16 protein-coding genes and 1 pseudogene are annotated in these 20494 nt (G+C 73.2%); 8 read left to right on the top strand and 9 right to left on the bottom strand.

Features of this window, described 5'->3' with window-relative positions:
• Positions 1–11 precede the first annotated feature (11 nt).
• Positions 12–2246, top strand: a complete 2235-nt coding sequence (locus QRY02_RS06910; RefSeq protein ID WP_285990667.1) for a hypothetical protein — start codon at positions 12–14, stop codon at positions 2244–2246.
• Between the two features lie 144 nt (positions 2247–2390).
• Here the strand turns inward: QRY02_RS06910 and QRY02_RS06905 are convergent, their stop codons facing one another.
• Both QRY02_RS06905 and QRY02_RS06900 read right to left on the bottom strand, forming a co-directional pair.
• The gene (locus tag QRY02_RS06905) at positions 2391–3860 is read right to left on the bottom strand and encodes an FAD-dependent oxidoreductase (protein ID WP_285990666.1); all 1470 of its coding nucleotides are present in this window, start codon (positions 3858–3860) and stop codon (positions 2391–2393) included.
• A gap of 1 nt (position 3861) precedes the next feature.
• On the bottom strand, positions 3862–4764 hold the full coding sequence (locus tag QRY02_RS06900) for an AurF N-oxygenase family protein (protein WP_285990665.1): 903 nt from the start codon (positions 4762–4764) through the stop codon (positions 3862–3864).
• A gap of 107 nt (positions 4765–4871) precedes the next feature.
• Here QRY02_RS06900 and QRY02_RS06895 point away from each other — a divergent pair, with 107 nt between their 5' ends.
• Both QRY02_RS06895 and QRY02_RS06890 read left to right on the top strand, forming a co-directional pair.
• Positions 4872–6440, top strand: coding sequence for an adenylate/guanylate cyclase domain-containing protein (locus tag QRY02_RS06895; RefSeq protein WP_285990664.1), 1569 nt, complete (start codon positions 4872–4874; stop codon positions 6438–6440).
• A gap of 46 nt (positions 6441–6486) precedes the next feature.
• Positions 6487–7407 carry an alpha/beta fold hydrolase gene (locus QRY02_RS06890; RefSeq protein WP_285990663.1) on the top strand — a complete coding sequence of 307 codons (921 nt, stop codon included), beginning with the start codon at positions 6487–6489 and terminating at the stop codon, positions 7405–7407.
• Between the two features lie 76 nt (positions 7408–7483).
• Here QRY02_RS06890 and QRY02_RS06885 read toward each other — a convergent pair whose 3' ends face one another.
• A complete protein-coding gene (locus QRY02_RS06885) occupies positions 7484–8497 on the bottom strand; it encodes a zinc-dependent alcohol dehydrogenase (RefSeq protein ID WP_285990662.1) in 1014 nt (337 codons plus the stop codon).
• A gap of 81 nt (positions 8498–8578) precedes the next feature.
• Between QRY02_RS06885 and QRY02_RS06880 the strand changes: the two genes are divergently transcribed.
• From QRY02_RS06880 to QRY02_RS06870, 3 genes are all read left to right on the top strand, one after another.
• Complete coding sequence (locus QRY02_RS06880; protein WP_285990661.1) at positions 8579–9184, top strand: TetR/AcrR family transcriptional regulator; 606 nt, start codon at positions 8579–8581, stop codon at positions 9182–9184.
• Complete coding sequence (locus tag QRY02_RS06875) at positions 9181–10806, top strand: CocE/NonD family hydrolase (RefSeq protein ID WP_285990660.1); 1626 nt, start codon at positions 9181–9183, stop codon at positions 10804–10806. The genes QRY02_RS06880 and QRY02_RS06875 overlap by 4 nt, the downstream gene beginning before the upstream one ends.
• A 124-nt stretch (positions 10807–10930) precedes the next feature.
• Positions 10931–12853, top strand: coding sequence for a DNA/RNA non-specific endonuclease (locus QRY02_RS06870; RefSeq protein ID WP_285990659.1), 1923 nt, complete (start codon positions 10931–10933; stop codon positions 12851–12853).
• Here the strand turns inward: QRY02_RS06870 and QRY02_RS06865 are convergent.
• On the bottom strand, positions 12825–13514 hold the full coding sequence (locus QRY02_RS06865) for a GntR family transcriptional regulator (RefSeq protein ID WP_285990658.1): 690 nt from the start codon (positions 13512–13514) through the stop codon (positions 12825–12827). The two genes, QRY02_RS06870 and QRY02_RS06865, sit on opposite strands and share 29 nt — an antisense overlap.
• Before the next feature lie 46 nt (positions 13515–13560).
• Between QRY02_RS06865 and QRY02_RS06860 the strand changes: the two genes are divergently transcribed.
• Together QRY02_RS06860 and QRY02_RS06855 are read left to right on the top strand one after the other, a co-directional pair.
• Positions 13561–13983, top strand: coding sequence for a VOC family protein (locus QRY02_RS06860; protein WP_285990657.1), 423 nt, complete (start codon positions 13561–13563; stop codon positions 13981–13983).
• A gap of 111 nt (positions 13984–14094) precedes the next feature.
• Positions 14095–14829, top strand: a pseudogene (locus tag QRY02_RS06855) (sigma-70 family RNA polymerase sigma factor); the annotation flags it as partial.
• Positions 14830–14992: 163 nt separating this feature from the next.
• On the opposite strand, the gene QRY02_RS06850 reads toward QRY02_RS06855, so the two are convergent.
• The 5 genes from QRY02_RS06850 to QRY02_RS06830 are packed head-to-tail and all read right to left on the bottom strand — an operon-like array spanning position 14993 to position 20472.
• Positions 14993–16054 (bottom strand): acyl-CoA dehydrogenase family protein, encoded by a 1062-nt coding sequence (locus tag QRY02_RS06850; protein ID WP_285990656.1) that lies wholly within the window; start codon positions 16052–16054, stop codon positions 14993–14995.
• Entirely contained in the window at positions 16051–16971 is a 921-nt protein-coding gene (locus QRY02_RS06845; RefSeq protein WP_285990655.1) for an acyl-CoA dehydrogenase family protein, read from the bottom strand. The genes QRY02_RS06850 and QRY02_RS06845 overlap by 4 nt, the downstream gene beginning before the upstream one ends.
• Entirely contained in the window at positions 16968–18098 is a 1131-nt protein-coding gene (locus QRY02_RS06840; RefSeq protein ID WP_285990654.1) for an acyl-CoA dehydrogenase family protein, read from the bottom strand. Before QRY02_RS06840 ends, QRY02_RS06845 begins: the two co-directional genes overlap by 4 nt.
• On the bottom strand, positions 18098–18943 hold the full coding sequence (locus tag QRY02_RS06835) for an enoyl-CoA hydratase (RefSeq protein ID WP_285990653.1): 846 nt from the start codon (positions 18941–18943) through the stop codon (positions 18098–18100). Before QRY02_RS06835 ends, QRY02_RS06840 begins: the two co-directional genes overlap by 1 nt.
• A complete protein-coding gene (locus QRY02_RS06830; RefSeq protein WP_285990652.1) occupies positions 18940–20472 on the bottom strand; it encodes a FadD3 family acyl-CoA ligase in 1533 nt (510 codons plus the stop codon). Before QRY02_RS06830 ends, QRY02_RS06835 begins: the two co-directional genes overlap by 4 nt.
• Between the last annotated feature and the right edge of the window lie 22 nt (positions 20473–20494).

Below are 20494 nucleotides of genomic sequence, written 5' to 3'. Positions count from 1 at the left end.
GGGGAGTCCACATGGCACAGGAGGCGTCGCCCGGCTACGCCTACGGGCAGCTCGAACGCGCACTGCGCACCGCTTCGTCCACAGAGGACGCTGAAGTCCGCGGCCGCGCCCGTGCCAAGGCCGGGCGGTGGCGGGCGGTGCTCGCCGGCATGGCGGACGGGACGCTGGCGATCGGCTCGCGGGCACCGGTCGCGGACACCCCGGCCTGGGTGACCCTCGAGGTCGCGCACGGCGGGTTCGCCACCGGCCGGTACCTCGCCGAGACCCCGGTGCGCGCGGAGGAACTCGCCGCCGTGCCCGTCGACGCGCCGGGCGGCACCGACCGCGAGCGCGTCAACCTCGGGTACCTCACCGACGCCGGGCTCGCCGCCCTGCGCGCGGCCCTGGCCACCGAGGCCCACCGGGTGGAGCTCCCGGAGGACGCGGCGCTGCCCGTGGTCGCCTGGCTGCTCGACCACGGGCACGCCGAGGCCGCCCTCGACCTGGTCGCCGAGCTGCGGCCGCTGCTGCACCGGCTGCGCCTGGCCCCGCTGCCCGGGGCCGCGCCGCGGGCGTCCGGTGCGCTGGTGCGGCTGGCCACCGTCGGCGAGGTCCGCGAGACGCTGCGGGCGGCGGCGACCAAGCCCGCGATCGCGGCGATGCTGGAGACGCTGCGGGTGTGGCACCCGCTGTACGACCGGCTGGTCGCCCTCTGGGCGGAAACGGTCGACGGCGAGCTGCCGCGGCTGACCGAAGACGGCGTCACCGGCGGCTGGCCGTGCCGGACGTGGCCGGAGGGGTGGGGGTCGCGGCGGGCGCAGTGGCTCGCGGACTACGCGACGGCCTGCGCGCGGCACAAGGGGTCGACGTCCCACCGGCAGCCGAAGGGCAACTTCGCTCGGCTGTACCGGGCACTGACGCTCTGCCAGTTCGCGAGCGTGAAGCTCACCGGGCGCGACGTCGGCTGGATCCGCCGGGCGCTGGCCAACACGATCACCAAGCACGGCGAGCCGGGCTCGGAGCGGCGGGCCGCCCTGCGGGCGGTGCAGGCGGCGACGGCCGCGCGTCCGACGCACGCCGAACTCGCGGCCGTCCTGGCCGGGCGGCTCGACGCCTACCCCGGCGACGGTGGCCTCCCCGCGCTCGACCCGGTCGTCGAGCCGGCGGACGTCGTCCCGCCGCACCTGGTCGCGAAGGTGACGCGCGCGCTGGAGGCGCCGGTCGAGGAACTGGTCGCGCGCGGCGTGATCACTTCGGGCGACGTCCTGGCGGCGGTGCTGCCGCAGATCACCGCGCAGCTGATGGCGGCGAACGTCGAGGACGAGCGGCTGGCCGCGCTGTACGCGCAGACGTACGCCGCTTTCCGCCGGCGCCGCGGGCTGTTGCTGCTCGACCTCGAGCACCAGGTCCGGTTCGAAGAGCTGCCGTGGATCCGCGCGCTCGAGCCGTTCCGGGCCCGGCGTCCCGACGTCGCCAGGGCGGCGCTCCAGACGCTGAAGCAGACGGTGCTGCTGGCGCTCGGCTCGTTCCCGCAGGCCATCCTGCCGAACACGCTGGTGCGCGAACTCGGCGCGCTGGCGAAGCAGGCGGGGCTGCCGATGCCGCTGCTGGAGGAACTGGCCGCCGACATCTTCGTCGGCACGTTCACGGAGAAGTGGCGCACCGCGGCGGCGACCACCAGCCGCGTCCTGGCGGGCACCCTGTACGCCCGGTACTACGACCTGCCGGACGAGCGGCAGTGGGCGGCACCCCCGCGCCGGTTGTTCAGGCGGACGGCCGACGACTTCGCGACGGTCTGCGACGCTCGGGCGGGCCGGCGCCGGAGGTCGGTGGCGGGCAACGGGATGGTGATCGAGCAGAGCCAGATCCTCACGACGCACAACCTGGCGGCGCTGGCGGAGACCCTCGAGCTGCGGAGCCGGCTGGGCGAGGCGGGTCCGGAGCTCGCCGGGCAGGCGTTCACGTGGGTGGTGCGCCGCCTGGCCGGTCAGCGCTACTGGAACAAGCACCTGATCAAGAACGTCGCGTACGCGTGGCGGCAGGCGATTTTCTTCCTGAGCTTCTGCGGGGAGGAAGAGCAGCGGGCCGCGGTGGCGCGGCTGGGCGAGCTGGTGACACAGGCGGGCTTGGACGAGCGGTTCGGCCCCGCGGTGAGAGGTCTGGCCGCGGTGCTGGAGGGCGCGCGGTTCTCGGCGGACGGCACGATCCCGGACACCTCGGGACGACGGCTGCTGGGCTGGACGACCGGCCCGCACTGGTGTCGGTAGCCACGCGGCCGCCCGGCGCCGAGAGCGGCCGGAAACCCTTTCCCACCAAGGTTTCCGGCCGCCACCCGGCCCGGCCCCTGCGCCACACCGGGAGCAAATCAGGCCCGGCCGGACAACGCTCCCCTGCGCCGCACCCGCGGCAACTCACGCCCGGCCGAACAACCTCGCACCCCGGCGCCGCACCGGCAGCCGCCCGGTCACCGCGTCCTCCAGCAGTGCCCCCACCGTCTCCCGTGCGCATGCCTTGTTCGCGCCGATCCCGCCCGAGGGCCCGCGCTTGATCCAGCCCGCCACGTACGCCCCCGGCCGCCCGGTGACCCGGCCCTCCTCGTTCGGGACCGTCCCCGCCTCCTCGTCGAACGGCAGCCCCGGCACCGGGACCCCGCGGAAGCCCGCCGCCCGGACCACCCGGGACGCCGCGATCCGGACATCACCCTGCGGGCCCGATGCCACCACCTCGCGGACCTCGGTGTCGCCCTCGAACGCCACCGGTGCCGAGTGGAAGCGCAGCACGATGCGACGGCCCTCCGGGGGCGGTGTCGACCAGTCGACTTTCTCGCGCGGCACCCCGCGCAGCCACGCCGCCTTGTCGCCCGGCGAGGCGCTGTCGATCGCCGCCGCGGTACGCGGGTCGTGCGCGTCCACCACCAGGCCGCCGCGGGCCGCCAGGGCCAGCAGCTCCGGTCGCGTGTAGGCCGCCGTCTCCGGGCCGCGGCGGGCCAGCACCACCACCTCGCGGACCTTGGCCGATCGCAGGCGCGCCAGCGCTTCCGGCGCGATCGACGTCCCGGCGAGGGCCTCCGGTTCCGCCGTCAGGATGCGGGCGACGTCCAGGGCGACGTTGCCGGTGCCCACGACGACCACGCGCTCCGCCGAAAGGTCGACGGCGTCCGGCTCGACGTCCGGGTGGCCGTTGTACCAGCCCACGACCGTCGCGGCGGGGAGGCTGCCGGGCAGGTCTTCGCCCGGGACGCCGAGGCGCCGGGCCTCCGTCGCCCCGACCGCGTAGATCACCGCGTCGTGGCGGTCGGCCAGCCCGGGGCCGGCCGTCACGCCGAGCCGCAGGCGCAGCCGCGGGTGGTCGTGGAACCGCGCGAACGTCTCGCCGATCTTCTTCGTCGACGGGTGATCGGGCGCGACGCCGTAGCGGATCAGCCCACCGGCCACCGGCAGGCGGTCGATGAGCGTCACGCGGGCGTTCGTGTGCAGCAGCAGGTCTTCCACCGCGTACATCCCCGCCGGGCCGGTCCCGACGACCGCGACGTCCAGCGGCGCGAAGTCGCTCGGCAGCACTCGCGCGAACGACGGCGGGGACCACCGGTGGAAGTTCGGCGCCGCCGAAACGTCCGCCAGCACGTCCCGGCCCGCGTAGTACTCGGCGTTGAGCTGCTCGTACGCCCGCAGCGGCCCGGTCAGCTCGGCGGCCGGGAAGATCGCGTCGACCGGGCAGGCGTCGGCGCAGGCACCGCAGTCGATGCAGGTGTCCGGGTCGATGTAGAGCAGGTCGGTCGTCCCGAAGTCCGGCTCGTCCGGCGTCGGGTGGATGCAGTTGACCGGGCAGACCGACACGCAGGTCGCGTCCGTGCAGCAGGTCTGGGTGATCGCGAACGCCATGTCAGATCAGGTTCGCGCGCTTGTAGAACCACAGCGAGGGCTTGGTCAGCAGTCCCGCCGAGTGCAGGAACTCCATCAGCCCGGAACAGCTGGAGCGCAGCATCGACTTGTGGTGCTCGTTGGCCTTCGCCTCGCGCCGCGCGCGCTTGCCGTCGAGCCCGGCGTTCTCGTAGACCTTGCCGTTCACCATGCTCGTCACGATGAAGTACGACGCGATCGCGACGACCAGCGCGTTGATCTGCCGCCGCAGCCACCCGGCACTCTTCAGCCGCTCGCGGGTCTCCTCGCGGGCGAACTTCATGTGCCGCGACTCCTCGACGACGTGGATGTTGTTGATGGTGCGCACGAACGGGACCACGCGCTCGTCGCGCATCCAGTCGCGCTGCATGACGTCGAGGACCTCTTCGGCGACGAGGATCGCCGCGTAGGCGGCCTCCCCGCTCGCGGTGGCCTTGAAGACCCGGCCCAGTTCGACGACGAACCGGCGCGGCCGGTACGCGGGCGCCCGCAGCTTCGCCGCGCCGCGGGCGAACATGATCGAGTGGCGGCACTCGTCGGCGATCTCGGTCAGCGCCCACTGGAACGCCGGGTCGGTGGGGTCCTTGGCGTAGAAGTCGCGCAACATCATCTGCTGCAGGATCATTTCGAACCAGATCCCGGTGCTGGCCACCGACGCCGCCTCCTGGCGGGTCAGCTCGCGCTGCTGCTCCGGAGTCATGTCGGCCCAGTAGGAGGTGCCGTAGAGCGTGCTCCACTCCGGACTCGCGCCGTGGTAGCCGGTGTCCAGCGGCGTCTCCCAGTCGACCTCCTTGACGGGGTCGTAGGACAGCTGCTCCGACGAGTCGAGCAGCCGTCGCGCCACGGTCTCCCGGTCCGACACGCCCGATTCGCTGATGCTCGTCACGACCGACCTCCTCGTCAGGTGTTACCGAAGTTCACTGTTACCAACCGTAACACATACTCCCGGCACCCGTCTCCGGTCACTTCAGTGAACGACCGTACACTCAAATGGTGAACCCAGGACGCGCCCCGGCGGAGCCGTTCGGCTCCGGCCTGCTCGGACCGCTGGACCAGCACGCCACGGCGCTGCGCCGACGCGTCCAAGGCCTGCTCACCGCCGCTTTGATCGCCACCAACGTGATCGGCGCGCTGGTCGTGGTGGGGCTCGCGGCGCTGCTCATGCCGGCACCCGGGATGTCCGGCGAGCTGGTCCGCGTCACGGCGGTCGCAGTACCCGTGTACGTCGTTTCGGCGGTCGTCGCCGGCACGCTGTGGGGCACCCGCGGCGCCCTCCGGACCCTGCGCTGGGCGGCCGACGGACGACGTCCGACCGACGCCGAGCGCGCCGCGAGCCTGCGCGTCCCGTTGCGGCTGACGTTCGTGCAAGCCGTGCTGTGGGGTATCGCGACGCTGGTCTTCGGCGGGCTCGCGGCGCTCGTGCAGCCGGAGGTCGTCCTCACCGAGTTCCTCGTGGTCGCGTTCGCCGCGGTCGTCGTCTGCGCGATCGCCTACCTCTTCGGCGAATTCGCGTTGCGGCCGTACGTGGCGCTGGCGCTGGCGGGCACCGCGCCGCCGCGGCCGGTCAACGGCGGTGTCAACCGGCGGATGCTGCTGTTCTGGTGCCTGGGCACCGGGGTGCCGGTGGCCGGGCTGGTCGTCACCGCGGTGCTGGCCTGGGTGCGCGGCGACGTCTCCACCACGAAGCTCGCCGTGTCGGTGATCGCACTCGGGCTGGTCGTGCTGTGCTTCGGGCTGCTGGTCACCGTGTTCACCGCCCGCTCGGTGGTCAACCCGATCTCGTCGGTGCGCGACGCGCTCGGACGGGTGCGCGCCGGGGACTTCGCCGTCGAAATCCCGGTCTACGACGGCACCGAGCTCGGCCTGCTGCAGGCCGGGTTCAACGACATGACGGCCGGGCTGGCCGAACGCGAACGGCTGCGCGACCTGTTCGGCAAGCACGTCGGCCACGAGGTCGCGGTCGAGGCCATGCGCACGTCGACCGGGCTGGGCGGCACGGTCCGCACGGTCTCGGTGCTGTTCGTCGACCTCGTCGGGTCGACGGCCCTGGCCGCGAGCCGCCCGCCGGAGGAGGTGGTCGGCCTGCTCAACCGGTTCTTCGCGGTGGTGGTCGACGAGGTCGACCGGCACCACGGCCTGGTCAACAAGTTCGTCGGCGACGCCGCGCTGGCCGTGTTCGGGGCGCCCGCGCCGCTCGGCGACCACGCCACCTGCGCGCTGGCCGCCGGCCGCGCCATCGCCCGCCGGCTGGCCGCCGAGGTGCCGGACGGCCCGGCCGGCATCGGCGTGGCGACCGGCGACGCGGTCGCGGGCAACGTCGGCGACCCGCGCCGCTTCGAGTACACGGTGATCGGCGACCCGGTCAACGAAGCCGCCCGGCTGACCGAACTGGCCAAGAACGCGCCCGGCCGGCTGCTCGCCTCGTGGACGGCCGTCGAGTCCGCGGCCCCGGACGAGGCGGCCCGGTGGACGGCGACCGGGGACGTCACCCTGCGCGGCCGCACCCGGCCCACGACGCTCGCCTCGCCCCGGCAGGCGGGCGGGCCTCCCGGCGGGTCCTGACGTACGGTCCGGAGTGGACACCGCAACCGGCGAACAGGGGACACGAATGCTCACGCACCGGACCGTCGAGGTCGGCGGGCTCCGCATGCACCTCGCCGAGCAGGGCACCGGCCCGCTGGTGCTGCTGCTGCACGGCTGGCCCGAGACGTCGCACTCGTGGCGGCACCAGGTGGCGCCGCTGGCCGACGCCGGCTACCACGTCGTGGCGCCGGACCAGCGCGGCTACGGCGGCACGGACTCGCCCGCCGACGCGAGCCAGTACACGCTCCTGCACCTCGTGGGCGACGTCGTCGGGCTGATCCACGCCCTCGGCGAGCGGGAGGCCATCGTGGTGGGCCACGACTGGGGCGCGCCCGTCGCGTGGCACACCGCGCTCCTGCGCCCGGACGTCGTCCGCGGCGTCGCCGGCATCAGCGTGCCGCCGGCCCTCCGGGCCTCCGCCCCGCCGCTGAGCCTGCTGCGCGAGCGGTTCGGCGACGGCTTCTACCAGAGCTACTTCCAGCAGCCCGGCGTCGCCGAGGCCGAGTTCGGCGCGGACCTGCGCACGACGTTCCGCAAGCTGCTCGGCGGGAACGCGGAAGCCCCGGTCGTCCGGGACGGCGAGGGCTTCCTCGACCGGTTCACCGAACCGGCCGCGCTGCCGGCCTGGCTGACCGACGAGGACGTCGACGCCGCCGTCGAGGCGTTCGGCCGCTCGGGGTTCACCGGCGGGCTCAACTGGTACCGCAACATCGACCGCAACTGGGAGCTCCTGGCCGCGTGGCGGGACACGCCGATCACCCGGCCGGCGTTCTACCTGTGCGGCGACGGCGACCTCACCCGCGCGTTCACCGACAGCAGCCGCATCGCCGAAGCCGCGGCCGACCTGCGTGGCGTGGTCGACGTCCCGGGCGCCGGGCACTGGGTCCAGATGGAACGCCCGGACGAGGTGAACGCGGCCCTGCTGGCGTTCTTCAAGCAGCTCTGACGACAAGCGCGGGCTTGCGCGATGCCGCCGAGTCCGCCGCCGGAGCGGATGTCCTGGGCGATCCGCGCTGACCGCCTCAGCGGCGCGGGTCGATGTGGACCTTCGGCCCCGCCCCGCCGATCCGCTCCCCCGCCAGCACGGCCCCGACCTCACCCAGGCCCACCGTCGCCGCCACGAGCGGCCGCGGGTCGACGGCGCCGCTCGCGTACGCGGTGATCGTCTCGGCCAGGCCGGGCGACCCGGACAGGACGCCGACCGCCGTGACGTCCTTCAGCACCAGCGCGCGGGTGTCGAGGGGGCTGGGCTGCCCGGACAGTCCGATGTAGACGACCCGGCCCGCGGGTTCCACCAGCTCCACCGCCAGCGCGGGTGAGCCGGCCGCGCCGGTCGCGTCGACGACCGCGTCGAAGGGCAGGTCCGGCAGCGTTTCCCGGGTCCACGTGTCCGCGAAGCCGAGACTGCGGGCGAAGTCCGGGGAACCGACGCCCAGCACGTGCACCTCGGCGCCCGCCGCGCGCAGGAACATCGCCGTGAGCAGCCCGATCGTCCCCGGTCCCAGTACCAGCACCCGGTCGCCCGTGCCGACGCCGGCCGCGCGGGCCGCGCGCAGGGCGTTGCCGCCCGGTTCGACCAGGGCACCGAGCACGGCGTCCACCGCGTCGGGCAGGGCGTGCAGCGACCAGGCGGGCACGGCGAGCCGTTCGGCCAGCGCGCCGGCCCGGCCGCCGCGGATGCCGACCTCCTGGCGCCGCTCGCAGGTGTGCTGGTGGCCCCGGCGGCAGCGGCGGCACGTCCGGTCGCCGAGCATGGTGTCGCCCATGACCCGGCGGCCGAGCCAGGCCGGGTCCACCCCCGCCCCCACCTCGGTGACCGTGCCCGCCCACTCGTGGCCGAGCCGCATCGGGTACGCCGAGTGTCCCTGGTGGAGGTAGGTCATCTCGCCGGTGAAGAACTCGACGTCGGTGCCGCACACCCCGGCGCGCTCGACGTCGACGACGACCTCACCAGCGACGGCCCGCGGCGCGGGTACCTCCTGCACCGAGCACTCGCCCGGCCCGGTGAGCACGAAGGCCCGCATGGTCGAAGACATGGCCGCATCCTCGCATCCCCGAGGCGCGCCCCCGATCAACAACACTTGCTATTTTCTTGACACCTGTCCATTATCGGACCCGTGGAAGCCGACTGGACCACCGAAGCCCCCGCCAAGGACCGGCGGGTGCGCCGGTCGCGCGCGGCGCTGATGCGGGCCGCGGTCGAGCTCGTGTCCGAACGCGACTCCACGGCCGTCGCGGTCTCCGAGATCGCCGAGACGGCCGACGTCAGCCGCCAGGTGCTCTACCAGCAGTTCGGCGACCGCGACACGCTGCTGCTGGAGGCCGCCCTCGACCTCGTCCGGCGTGAACTGCTGGACAACCTGACCGACGACCGGACGCCGGACGGTGAGCGGGCGTCGATGCTCGCCTTGGGCCGGCACTTCGCCGCCCACCGGCGGTTCTACCGCGCCCTGCTGACCAGCTCGTCCGCGTTCGCCCTCAACAAGGCACTGACCGGCCTGTTCCTGCCGATCAACCGGCAGCACACCGCCCGGCTGCTCGGCAGACGGCTCGACGAGCGCGGGGTCGAAGACCTGGCCGCCTTCCTGACCGGGGGCGCCGCCGCGGTCGTCAACACGTGGGTCATCGAGGGGCCGGAGCCGCTCGACCCGGAAGAGTTCACCGACCGGCTGATGCGGATCCGCGGAGTCGTGACGGCGATGATCACGAAGGAGCCCCGGTGAACCCGATCAGCCATCTGCTCGAGCGGCTGCTGAAGCTGCCCGCCCCCGGCACGCGGAACCTCGTCGTCCAGCGGGACCTCCGCGTCCCGATGGCCGACGGCGTCGAGCTGCTCGCCGATCGGTGGGCGCCCCGCACCGGTGGCGAGGGATTGCCGACCGCGTTGGTGCGCAGTCCCTACGGCCGGCAGGGCGCGTTCGGCGCGATCCTGGCGCGTCCCCTGGCCGAGCGCGGTTTCCAGGTGCTGATGCAGAGCACCCGTGGCGGCTTCGGCTCCGGCGGCGTCTTCGACCCGCTGCGGCAGGAACGCGAAGACGGCCTCGCGACGCTCGACTGGGTCGTGAAGCAGCCGTGGTTCGGCGACGCGATCGTGCTCACCGGCGCCAGCTACCTGGGCTACGTGCAGTGGGCCGTGGCCGACCGGCTGCCGCCGCAGGTCAAGGCGATGATCCCGCACATCACCGAGTCGCGGCTGACGCTGGAGTTCCTGCGGGAAGACGGCCTTTCGCTGGAGACACCGTTCGGCTGGGGCGTCCAGGTCGCGACCCAGGAGCGCCGCTTCGCGCTGCTCCGGCGGCGCAGCCAGGCGAAAAAGGTGCAGCAGGCGCTGAACACGCTGCCCCTCGCCCAGTCCGACGTCGTCGCCATCGGCCACCGCTCGGACTACATCCAGGACGTCCTCGCCCACCCGGAAACCAGCCCGCGCTGGGCGGCGGTCGACCACCGGGACCGCGTCGCCGACGTCACCGTGCCGGTCAGCTCGATCGGCGGCTGGTACGACATCTTCCTGCCCGGCCAGCTCCGCGACTTCCGGACGCTGCAGGACGCCGGACGGCGGCCGCGGCTCACGGTCGGGCCGTGGACCCACGCCGGCGAACTGCTCGTCGGCGCGAGCGTCTCCCTCCGGGAAACCCTCGACTTCGGGCTCGCGCACGCCCGCGGCGAGGAACCCCCGGAGCGGGCGCCGGTCCGGCTGTTCGTCATGGGCGAGGAAGCCTGGCGCGACTTCGCTTCGTGGCCGCCGGAAGGCTATGCGCCGCAACGGTTCCACCTGCAGGCGGGCAGCACGTTGGCGCCGGACGCCCCCAGCGGGTCCACCCCGGACCGCTATCGCTACGACCCGGCCGACCCGACGCCCGCTGCCGGCGGCGTGCGCATGGCGCCCGACGCGGGCCGGGTGGACAACGCGGCGCTCGAAGCCCGCGCCGACGTCCTCACCTACACCACCGACGCGCTCGGCGAAGACGTCGAAGTGATCGGGGACGTCAGCGCGGAGATCTGGTTCCGGTCGAGCCTGCGGTTCGCCGACGTCTTCGTCCGGCTCTGCGACGTCGGCCCGGACGGCCGCTCGGTCAACGTCTGCGACGGCCTCACCAGCCTGCGTGACGCGACCGAACTGGCCGCCGTCACGGTCCGGCTGTGGCCGACGGCGCACCGGTTCCGGCGCGGGCACCGCATCCGGGTCCAGGTCTCCAGCGGCGCTTTCCCGCGCTACGCGCGGAATCCCGGCACCGGTGAACCCCACGCCACCGCGGTGACGCTGCGTGCCGCGGACCAGGAGGTCCACCACGATCCCACGCACGCGTCCGCGATCGTGCTTCCGGTGCGTGATTTTCGGCAATAGCCTTCATCGCGCGAAAAAACGGCGAAGTGGCGTGAAAAAGAATTCCCGGCGACTCGCCGGGAATCGTGTAACGCACCCTCCGGTCGCGCGACTAACGCGGTGTTTCCGCCCGCCGGGAGGCATCGTGGACGTCAAGACGGACCGGCAGTCCGAACAGGAGCAGGCCGCGGCCGCCCGGGCCGCCGAGCGCACCGGGCAGCGGCAGGCCAAGATCGCGTTGCTGCGCAAGCCCGGCGGGATCGCCGAGGCCGACGAGCCGAGCCGGGTCGCCACCCGGATCGACCGGCTCGGCCGCTACTACCCCGACGTCCGGCCGGTGAGCCCGGCGGCGATCGCGGCCGGGGACCCGGAAGCGATGACGGCCGCCGGCGCGATCCTCGAACGCATCGTGCTCACGAACGACCTGCTCGGCGTGGGCTACCTCGAAGGCGGCGTCACGGCGTCGGCCGCCGTCGGCCGGGTGAACATCCGCACCGGACAGGGCCGGCTGATCGGCTACGGCACGGGATCGCTGGTGTCGCCGGAGCTGCTGCTGACCAACCACCACGTGCTGCCGGACGCCGAAGCCGCCGGGTTCAGCGTCATCGAGTTCGACTACCAGGACGGCATCGACGGCCTGCCCCGGCCGGTGCGGGCCTTCGCCCTCGACCCGGACCGCTTCTTCGCCGCCGACCGGGAGCTGGATTTCGCGCTGGTCGCGGTGAAGGCGTCCGCGGACGAACTGCGCCGCTTCGGGTTCAACCGGCTGATCGGCAGCGAAGGCAAGGCGATCGTCGGTGACTTCGTCACCATCGTGCAGCACCCCGGTGGCGGCAAGAAACAGATCGCGCTGCGGGAAAACCGGGTCGTCGACGTCCTCGAGGAATTCCTGCACTACGAAACCGACACCGAACCCGGGTCGTCCGGGTCGCCGGTGTTCAACGACCAGTGGGAGATCGTGGCGCTGCACCACGCGAGCGTCCCGGTGGCCGGCCACGCCGAGTACGGCGGATTCCTCAACGAAGGCATCCGGGTCAGCAAGCTGCTGAAGTTCCTGCGGGACCGGAAGTTCACGCCGGCGCAGCAAGCGCTGCTCGACCGGCTGGCCACCCGCCCCGAGCGTGCGCAGCCGGCCGCCGACGGCGCCGCACCGGTCCTGTCGCTCTCGATGCCGTTCGACATCCGGCTGCGCGCCGAACCGGCCACCGGGCGGATCGACCCCGACTATTCGAACCGCGAAGGGTACGACCCGGCCTTCCTGCCCGGGCACACCGTGCCGCTGCCGGGCCTGTCCGACGCGCTCGTCCCGCTGGCCGCGCTCAACCGGCAGGCCACCGGCGAGCCGAAGTACGTGCTGCCGTACCACCACTTCAGCGTCGTCATGCACAAAGAACGGCGCCTGGCGATGTTCACCGCGGTCAACATCGACGGGCGCACCAGCCGGGCGCTGCGGCGCGAAGCCGACCACTGGTCGCTCGACCCGCGTGTGGCCGTGACCGAGCAGGTCGGCGAGGAGATCTACCGGGACAACCCCCTGGATCGCGGGCACCTGGTCCGCCGCCTCGACCCGGCGTGGGGCGCGACGGAACCGATCGCGCAGCTGGGCAACGACGACACCTTCCACTTCACGAACTGCTCGCCGCAGCACAAGGACTTCAACGAGAACAAGACGACCTGGGCCGGGCTCGAGGACTACGTGCTGACCAACGCGGACAACTTCGACCTGAAGGTCAGCGTGGTGACCGGCCCGGTCCTGGCCACCGACGACGACCGGTACCGCGGCGTGCAGCTGCCGCGCCAGTTCTGGAAGGTCGTCGCGATGGTCAAATCCGGCGGCGCCCTCTCGGCGACGGCGTACCTGCTGAGCCAGGAGGAGCTCATCCACGGGCTGGAGTCGGCGGTCGAGTTCGATTACGGCGCCTACCGCACCTATCAGGTGCCGGTCCGCCGGATCGCCGAGCTGACCGGCCTGTCGTTCGGCGACCTCGAGGCCGCCGATCCCCTCGGCGGGCTGGAGTCGACGAGCGAAGCCCAGGAGATCAGGACGGCGGCGGACCTGGTGCTCTGACGCCCGCCGGCGTCCGTCCACTGAGGATTTCGAAGGCGTGGCGGCGGTGTTCGGCGAACAGCGCGAGCGCCGTCTCGCGGTCGCGGGCACGCAGGGCCGCCACGAGCTCGCGGTGTTCCGCCGGGATGCCCGCGAGGTAGCCGTCGGCGGCGACGCCGATCCGGGTCAGCAGGAACAGGTGCACCTGCGAGCGGATCGCGTGCCAGGCTTCGAGCAGCCGCCGGTGGCCGGCGGCCGTGTAGACGGCGTCGTGGAATTCGAGGTCGCACCGGACCATTTCGTGTTCGCCGGCCGCACGTTCCATGCGCCGCACCACGGCGTCGATCGCGGCCAGGGCGTCGTCGTCGGCGCGCTCGACGACCAGCTCGACGGCCAGGTGCTCGAGAGCCGCCCGCAGGCTGTCCAGCTCGGCGACGTCCTCGCCGGACAGCGTGGTCACCGTGGCGCCGCGGTGCCACTCGCTGCGGACGAGACCTTCGCGCTCCAGCTTGAGCAGCGCCTCCCGCACCGGCCCGCGGCTGACGCCCAGCGCTTCCGCCAGCTCCACTTCGCGCAACTGGCTGCCGGGGGCGTAACCGCCGTCGAAGATCGCGTCACGGATCCGGTCGGCGACCTCGTCGGCCAGCCCACGGCGCCGGGCGGGAGCCAGCGAACCACTCATGTCGTAATGTTAACATTCAGACAAGAGCTTCGGCGAAGGGAGACCGATGACCCCGTCCATCCCCCGGTTCCACCTGGCGATGCCGGTGGACGACCTGGCCGCCGCCCGGCGGTTCTACGGCGAGGTCCTCGGCCTCGCGCAGGGCCGCAGCGCGGACACCTGGATCGACTGGAACCTGCACGGCCACCAGTTCGTCACGCACCTGGCTCCGGCCGGCCCGCAGCGCGTCCACAACCCCGTCGACGGGCACGACGTGCCGGTGCCGCACTTCGGGCTGATCCTGACCGTCCCGCAGTTCCAGGCCCTCGCCGACCGGCTGCGGGCGGCGGGAACGGAATTCGTGATCGAGCCGTACGTCCGCTTCGCGGGCCAGGCCGGTGAGCAGTGGACGATGTTCCTGCTCGACCCGGCCGGCAACGCCCTGGAGTTCAAGGCCTTCGCCGACGACGCCCAGGTGTTCGCGGTCTGACGGGCCGAACTCAACCACCCGATCGGGCCGACCGGCGGTGACGGACACGACTGTGCCGTTCACTTTGGGTACCCCGGAGTCACGGAGCGTGCCTGACCCGGGGAGACCGCCATGGAACCAGCCGACGACGAGCCGGACTCCGTGCTGCTCGCCGCCCTGCGGGCCGGGGACCTCGATGCCGCCGGGCAGCTCTTCCGCCGGCACGCCGAGCCGCTCCGGCGGACCGCCGGGGCCTGGGCGCGGCAGCCCGCGGAGCGGGACGATCTCGTGGCCGAGACGTTCGCCCGGGTGCTGACCGTCGTGCGCGCCGGCGGCGGGCCGCACGGGGACCTGCGGCCCTACCTCGTCGTGACCCTGCGCAACCTGGTGTCGCGGTGGAGCAAGCAGCGCAGCCGGGTCGAGCTGCGGGCCACGGTCCCCGAAGCCCCCGCCGGAGGCGCCGACGAACTCGCCCTCCGCCGGTCGAACGCCCGGCTCGTGTGGTCGGCCTACTGCACGCTGCCCGGCCGGTGGCGGACGGTGCTGTGGCGTACCGAGGCCGAGGGCGGCACCCCGACGGAGGTGGCGCCCTCGCTCGGGCTGTCGCCGAACAGCGTCGCGGCGCTGGCCATGCGGGCGCGGGAAGGGCTGCGGCAGGCCTACCTGCAGGTCCAGGTGCCCGAGCCGGCCGACCCGGGCTGCCGCGAACCCCGCCGCCGGATGGGCGCCTGGGTCCGCGGCGCGCTGCCGCCGCGCCGGGCGAGCGCGGTCGCCGAGCACGTCGCCGGCTGCCGGGCCTGTTGGCTGGTCACCCGCGGCCTGGCCGAGGCGAACCGCGAATTGCCCGGCGCCACCCGCGGCCTGACCGAAGCCAACCGCGAACTACCCGGCGCCACCCGCGACCTGACCGAAGCCAACCCCGAACTGCCCGGCGTCACCCGGGACCTGACCGACGCCGACCACCAACGACCCCGCGCCACCCGCGACCTGACCGAAGCCAACCCCGAACTACCCGGCTCGGCCGCCCGGCTCACCGGCTGATCCGCGGACCGGGGAAGTCCGCCGGTCCGCCGAAGAGCAGGGCGGTCCCGTGCGCCCGCTTGAAGTACAGGTGGGCGTCGTGTTCCCAGGTGATCGCGATGCCGCCGTGGAGCTGGATCATCTCCGCGGCCGCGTGGGCGAAGGCCTCGCCGCACACCACCTTCGCGGTCGCGACCGCTTCGGCGTCGCCGTCCACCAGGGCCGCGTAGAGCGCCGAGCGGGCCGCTTCGACGTGGACGTGCACGTCGGCCATCCGGTGCTTCAGCGCCTGGAACGACCCGATCGGGCGGCCGAACTGGCGGCGTTGCTTCGTGTACTCGACCGTCAGCTCCAACGCCCGCGCGGCCGCGCCGGCCTGCTCCGCGGCGACGGCGACCGTCGCCGTGTCGCGCAGCTGCCGCAGCGGCTCGGCGTACCCGCCCACGTCGAGGCGGCGGGCGGGCGTCGAAGCGCATTCGACGATCGCGAGGCGCCGGCCCGGGTCCAAGCTGGTGGCCCGTTCCCGGCGGACCCCCGCCACCGGCACCTCGAACAGGCCGGCGCCGTCGTCCGTGCGGGCCACGGCGAGGAGGACGTCGGCGATGTCGCCGTCCAGGACGTAGCAGGCGCGGCCGTCGAGCCCGCTGTCCGACGCGCTCAGGGCCGGGGTCCACCGGCCGTCCGCGCCGGACCAGGCCAGCGCCGCCAGGGTGGTGCCCGCGGCGATGCCCGGCAGCAGCCGCTCGCACGCTTCGTCGTTCCCGGTGCGAAGCAGCGCTTCGCCGCACAGCACCGCCGAGCCCAGCATCGGCGCGGGGGTGAGCGTCCGGCCGAGCTCCGCGAGCACGACGCACGCCTCGGCGAGCCCGGCACCCGCGCCGCCGTAGTGCTCCGGGATCGCCAGGGCGGCGACGCCGATCTGTTCGCAGAGCGTCGACCACAGCTTGTCGTCGTAACCCAGCGGCGACTCCAGTGCGGCCCGCACCGCCTCCGGGCCCGATCGGCGCGTCAGCAGGGCCCGGACGGCGTCCCGCAGCGCCCGGGCTTCCTCGGTCTCCATCGGGTCCGTCATCGGAGAACCCGCGCGCGGTGGAACGACCCGGTCCCCCAGGCCCCGGCGAGGGCCCGCACCTTCGTCAGCCGGAGCCCGAGGTCGTGCTCGGCCGTGTAACCGATGGCGCCGTGCACCTGCAGGGCGGTCCGCGCCGCGAGGAGCGCGGCGTCCCCGGCCATGACCTTCGCCGCCGAGACGTCGCGGGCGAAGGTCTCCCCGGCGACGGCCGCGCCGTAGAGCAGCGGCCGGGCCAGTTCCAGCCGGGTGACGACGTCGGCGAGGAGGTGCTTGATCGCCTGGTACTCGCCGATGGCCCGGCCGTACTGCCGGCGTTGTTTCGCGTACGCCACCGAGGTGTCGAGGAGCCACTGCCCCGCCCCCAGGAGCTGGGCGGCCACGGCCAGGACACCGCGGTCGAACGCGGTGCCGCCCGATCTCCCGGCCGCGGCCGGGACCCGGAACAACCGCCGCGGCGGATCGATCGAGCGAACGGGCCCGGCATCGGCGCCGGTGAGGTGCGCACCGGTGAGGTCGAGGACCAACCCGGCGATGTCGGCGTCGAGGGCCAAGGGGACCTCCGGCGGCGCGACGACGGTGGCCACGAGGTCGCCCTCGGCGAGAGAGGTGAGCCGGTGCCCGGTCAGCAACGCCGGGGCGACCGCGGCCGACTCGGCGAGCGGGCCCGGGACGGCGTGGTAGCCCAGGGCCTCGAAGGCGACCACCAGATCGGCCGGGCCGGCGCCGAGACCGCCGTGGTCCTGGGGCACCAGCAGGGCGAAGACCCCGACGTCGGCGAGCCCGCGCCAGAGCTTGAGGCCGCGGGCGTGCTCCCCCGCCGCCCAGGCGCGGGCGGCGGCCGCGGTGTCCGCCCCGCCCAGCAGCTCGTGCAGCGTCGCGGCGAACTGCCGTTGCTCCGGCGAGAGCAGGAACCTCATCGGCGGGCCTCCCTCGGGAGCTTCAGCAGCCGTTCTGCGATCGTGTTGCGCTGGATCTGGTCGGTGCCGCCGTAGATCGGCCCGGCGAGGGAGAACAGGTAGCCGTCGACCCAGGCCTGGTCGGTTTCGGCGGCGGGACCCAGCACATCGAGGGCGGTCTCGTGCAGCTCGACGTCGAGGTGCGACCAGAACAGCTTGTTCACACTCGACTCCGGCCCCAGCTCGCCACCCTCGGCCAAGCGGCTCACGGTGCCGAAGGTGTACAGCTGGTACGCCCGGGCGCCGATCCAGGCATCGACCACCCTGTCCTGTGTGGACGGTGAGGCACCGTTTTCCCGCCAGAGGTCGACCAGCCGGTCGGCCGCGGCGAGGAACCGGCCCGGGCTGCGCAACGACAGCCCGCGCTCGTTGTTCGCCGTCGTCATCGCGACCCGCCACCCCTGGCCCACTTCGCCGATCACGTCCTCGTCCGGCACGAACACGTCGTCGAAGAAGATCTCCGCGAACCCGGGCTCGCCGTCCAGCTGCGGGATCGGCCGGACCGTCACCCCCTCGGCACGCAGGTCGGCCATGAAGTACGTCAGGCCGCGGTGCCGCTCGGCGCCGGAGTCGGTGCGGAACAGCCCGAACGCCCGATCGGCGAAACTGGCGCGTGAACTCCACGTCTTCTGGCCCGACAGCAGCCAGCCGCCGTCGGTGCGGACCGCCGTGCTGCGCAACGCGGCGATGTCGCTGCCCGCCTCCGGCTCCGACCACGCCTGCGCCCACACCTGCGCACCGGTCGCCATGGCGGGCAGGATCCGGTCGCGCTGCTCCTGCGTGCCGTGGGCGAACAACGTCGGGGCGAGCATGAAGATGCCGTTCTGCGACACCCGCCCCGGCGCGCCCGAGGCGTAGTACTCCTCCTCGAACAACAGCCACTGCAGCATCGACGCGTCCCGGCCGTGGTACTCGGTCGGCCACGACACGACCGACCAGCGCGCCTCGGCGAGCTCGGCTTCCCACCCGCGGTGGGCTTCGAAGCCTTCCGCGGTGTCCATCGACGGCAGCGGACGGACGTGCGAGGCGAGCCATTCGCGGGCTTCGTCGCGGAAGGCGGCCGAAGCCTCGTCGATGTCGAGGTCCATCACGCCTCCTTGTTCGCGTCGCGCATCGACCGCGCGGACTGCCCGCCCAGGGCGTCTTCGGAGGTCTCCGCGTTGTGGGCGTGCGCGAAGTGGTGCAGCCCGAACACCGAGTCCATTCCGGACCGCAGCCCCATCAGGTCTTCGGCCTGGTTGACCGCCTTCTTCGCCAGCGCCAGCCCGAACGACGGCATCCCGGCGATCTTCCCGGCGAGTTCCAGGGTGCGCTCCTCCAGTTCGGCCCGCGGCACGATCCGGGTGACCATGCCCCATTCCTTGGCCTGCTGGACGGTGAACCGCTCCCCGGTGAACAGGACCTCCTTCGCCGCGCGGGGCCCGAGCACCCACGGATGCGCGAAGTACTCCACCCCCGGGATCCCCATCCGCACCACGGGATCGGCGAAGAACGCGTCATCCGAGGCGACGATCAGATCGCACACCCAGGCCAGCATCAGCCCGCCCGCGATGCAGGCGCCCTGCACGCTGGCGATCATCGGCTTCGGGATCTCCCGCCACCGGCGGCACATCCCGAGGTAGACCTCGGACTCGCGGGCGAACCGCTGATCACCGCCGGCCCGGTCGGTGTGGTCCCACCACAGCACCGCCCGCCGGTCGAACGACTGATCCGCGTCCCGCCCGGGACTGCCGATGTCGTGCCCCGCCGAGAAGTGCTTCCCCTCCCCTGCGAGCACGATCACCTTGACCTCGGGATCGTTCACCGCGTCCGTGAAGGCGTCGTCGAGGGCGTAGGTCATGGCCGAGTTCTGGGCGTTGCGGTACTCCGGCCGGTTCATCGTCACCACCGCGACCGGCCCCCGCCGCTGCGACCGGACCACCGATTCACTCATGCCTTCTCCTCGGTCAGCAGCCGCTTCAGCACCTTGCCGGAAGCGTTGCGGGGCAGTTCGTCCAGGAACTCCACGAACCGCGGGGTCTTGTAGTTGGCGAGCCGCTCGCGGCAGAAGGCGATGACCGCCTCCTCCGTCAGCCCGGCTCCGACGACGAACGCCTTGCCCACCTCGCCGAGCCGCTCGTCCGGGACGCCGACCACGGCGACGTCGCGGACGCCGGCCAGCTCGGTCAGGGCGTGTTCGACCTCGGCCGGGTAGACGTTGAAACCGCCGCAGATGTACATGTCCTTGAGCCGGCCGGTGATGGTGAGGTTGCCGGCGGCGTCGAGCTCGCCGACGTCACCGGTGTGCAGCCAGCCCCGCTCGTCGACCGCCTTCGCCGTCGCCGCCGGGTCGTCGAGGTACCCGAGCATCACGTTCGGCCCGCGCACCACGATCTCGCCGGGCGAACCCTGGATCGCCACTTCGAAGCCCGCGGTCGCCCGGCCCGACGTGCTCGCCACGAGCTCCGCGGGGTCGCCGGGGCGGCACATCGTCACCACGACGGCTTCGGTGAGGCCGTAGGCGGTCAGCACGGTCTCGAACCCGAGCTCGGACCGCATCCGGCGCACGAGCGACGCGGGCACGGTGGCCGCGCCGGTGACCGCGAGCCGCAGCGACGACAGATCGCCCTTGCGCGGCTCGTGCAGCAGCGACTGGAAGACCGTCGGCGCGCCCGGCACCACAGAGATCCGCTCCCGCTCGATCGCCTTCAGCGCCTCGCGGACGTCGAACACCGCCTGCGGGACGATCGTCGCGCCGGTCAGCAGGCCCACCACGATGCCGGCCTTGTAGCCGAAGCTGTGGAAGAACGGGTTGATCACCAGGTACCGGTCGTCCGCGGTGACCTGGCCGCAGTCCGCCCACGCCGCGGCGACCTCGACCGTCTGGCGGTGGGCCGACAGCACGCCCTTGGAGCGGCCGCTGGTACCGGAGGTGAAGAGGATGTCGCTGACGTCGTCCGGGCCGACGGCGTCCGCCCGTGCTTCGGCCTCGGCCGGTGGCACCCGCTCGGCCAGGGCCAGGAACTCGTCCCAGCCCAGCGTCCCCTCGACCGGCCGGTGCGGCTCCTGCAGCGGCACCCGGACGACCGTGCCGAGGTCCGGCAGCGCGGCACCGGTCTCCCGGATCGCGGCGTGGCGGTCGGTGCCGAGGAAGTCGGCGGCCACGACGAGCGCCTTGGCCTGGCCGCGGACGAGCAGGTCGACCGTTTCGGTGGCGGTGAAGCGGGTGTTGACCGGGATCAGGGCCGCGCCCGCGTAGAGGGCGCCGAGCGCCGCGAAGACCCAGTGGTGGGTGTTGGGCAGGGCGACCGCGACCCGGTCGCCCGCCTGGACACCGCACGCGGCGAACGCCCGCGCGACCGTTTGAACACGTTCCAGAAGCTGGTCGTAGCCGAGCCGCACCGAGCCGTCGACCAGTGCCTCCGCGGATCCGAACTTCGCGGCGGCATCACGGACGACGGCCGGGATCGTGGTCTGTCCCACCACAGCCTCCTCTGGACCGACA

The organism is Amycolatopsis sp. DG1A-15b, assembly GCF_030285645.1.
Lineage (GTDB): Bacteria > Actinomycetota > Actinomycetes > Mycobacteriales > Pseudonocardiaceae > Amycolatopsis.
This window is presented reverse-complemented; position numbering and strand designations above follow the sequence as displayed.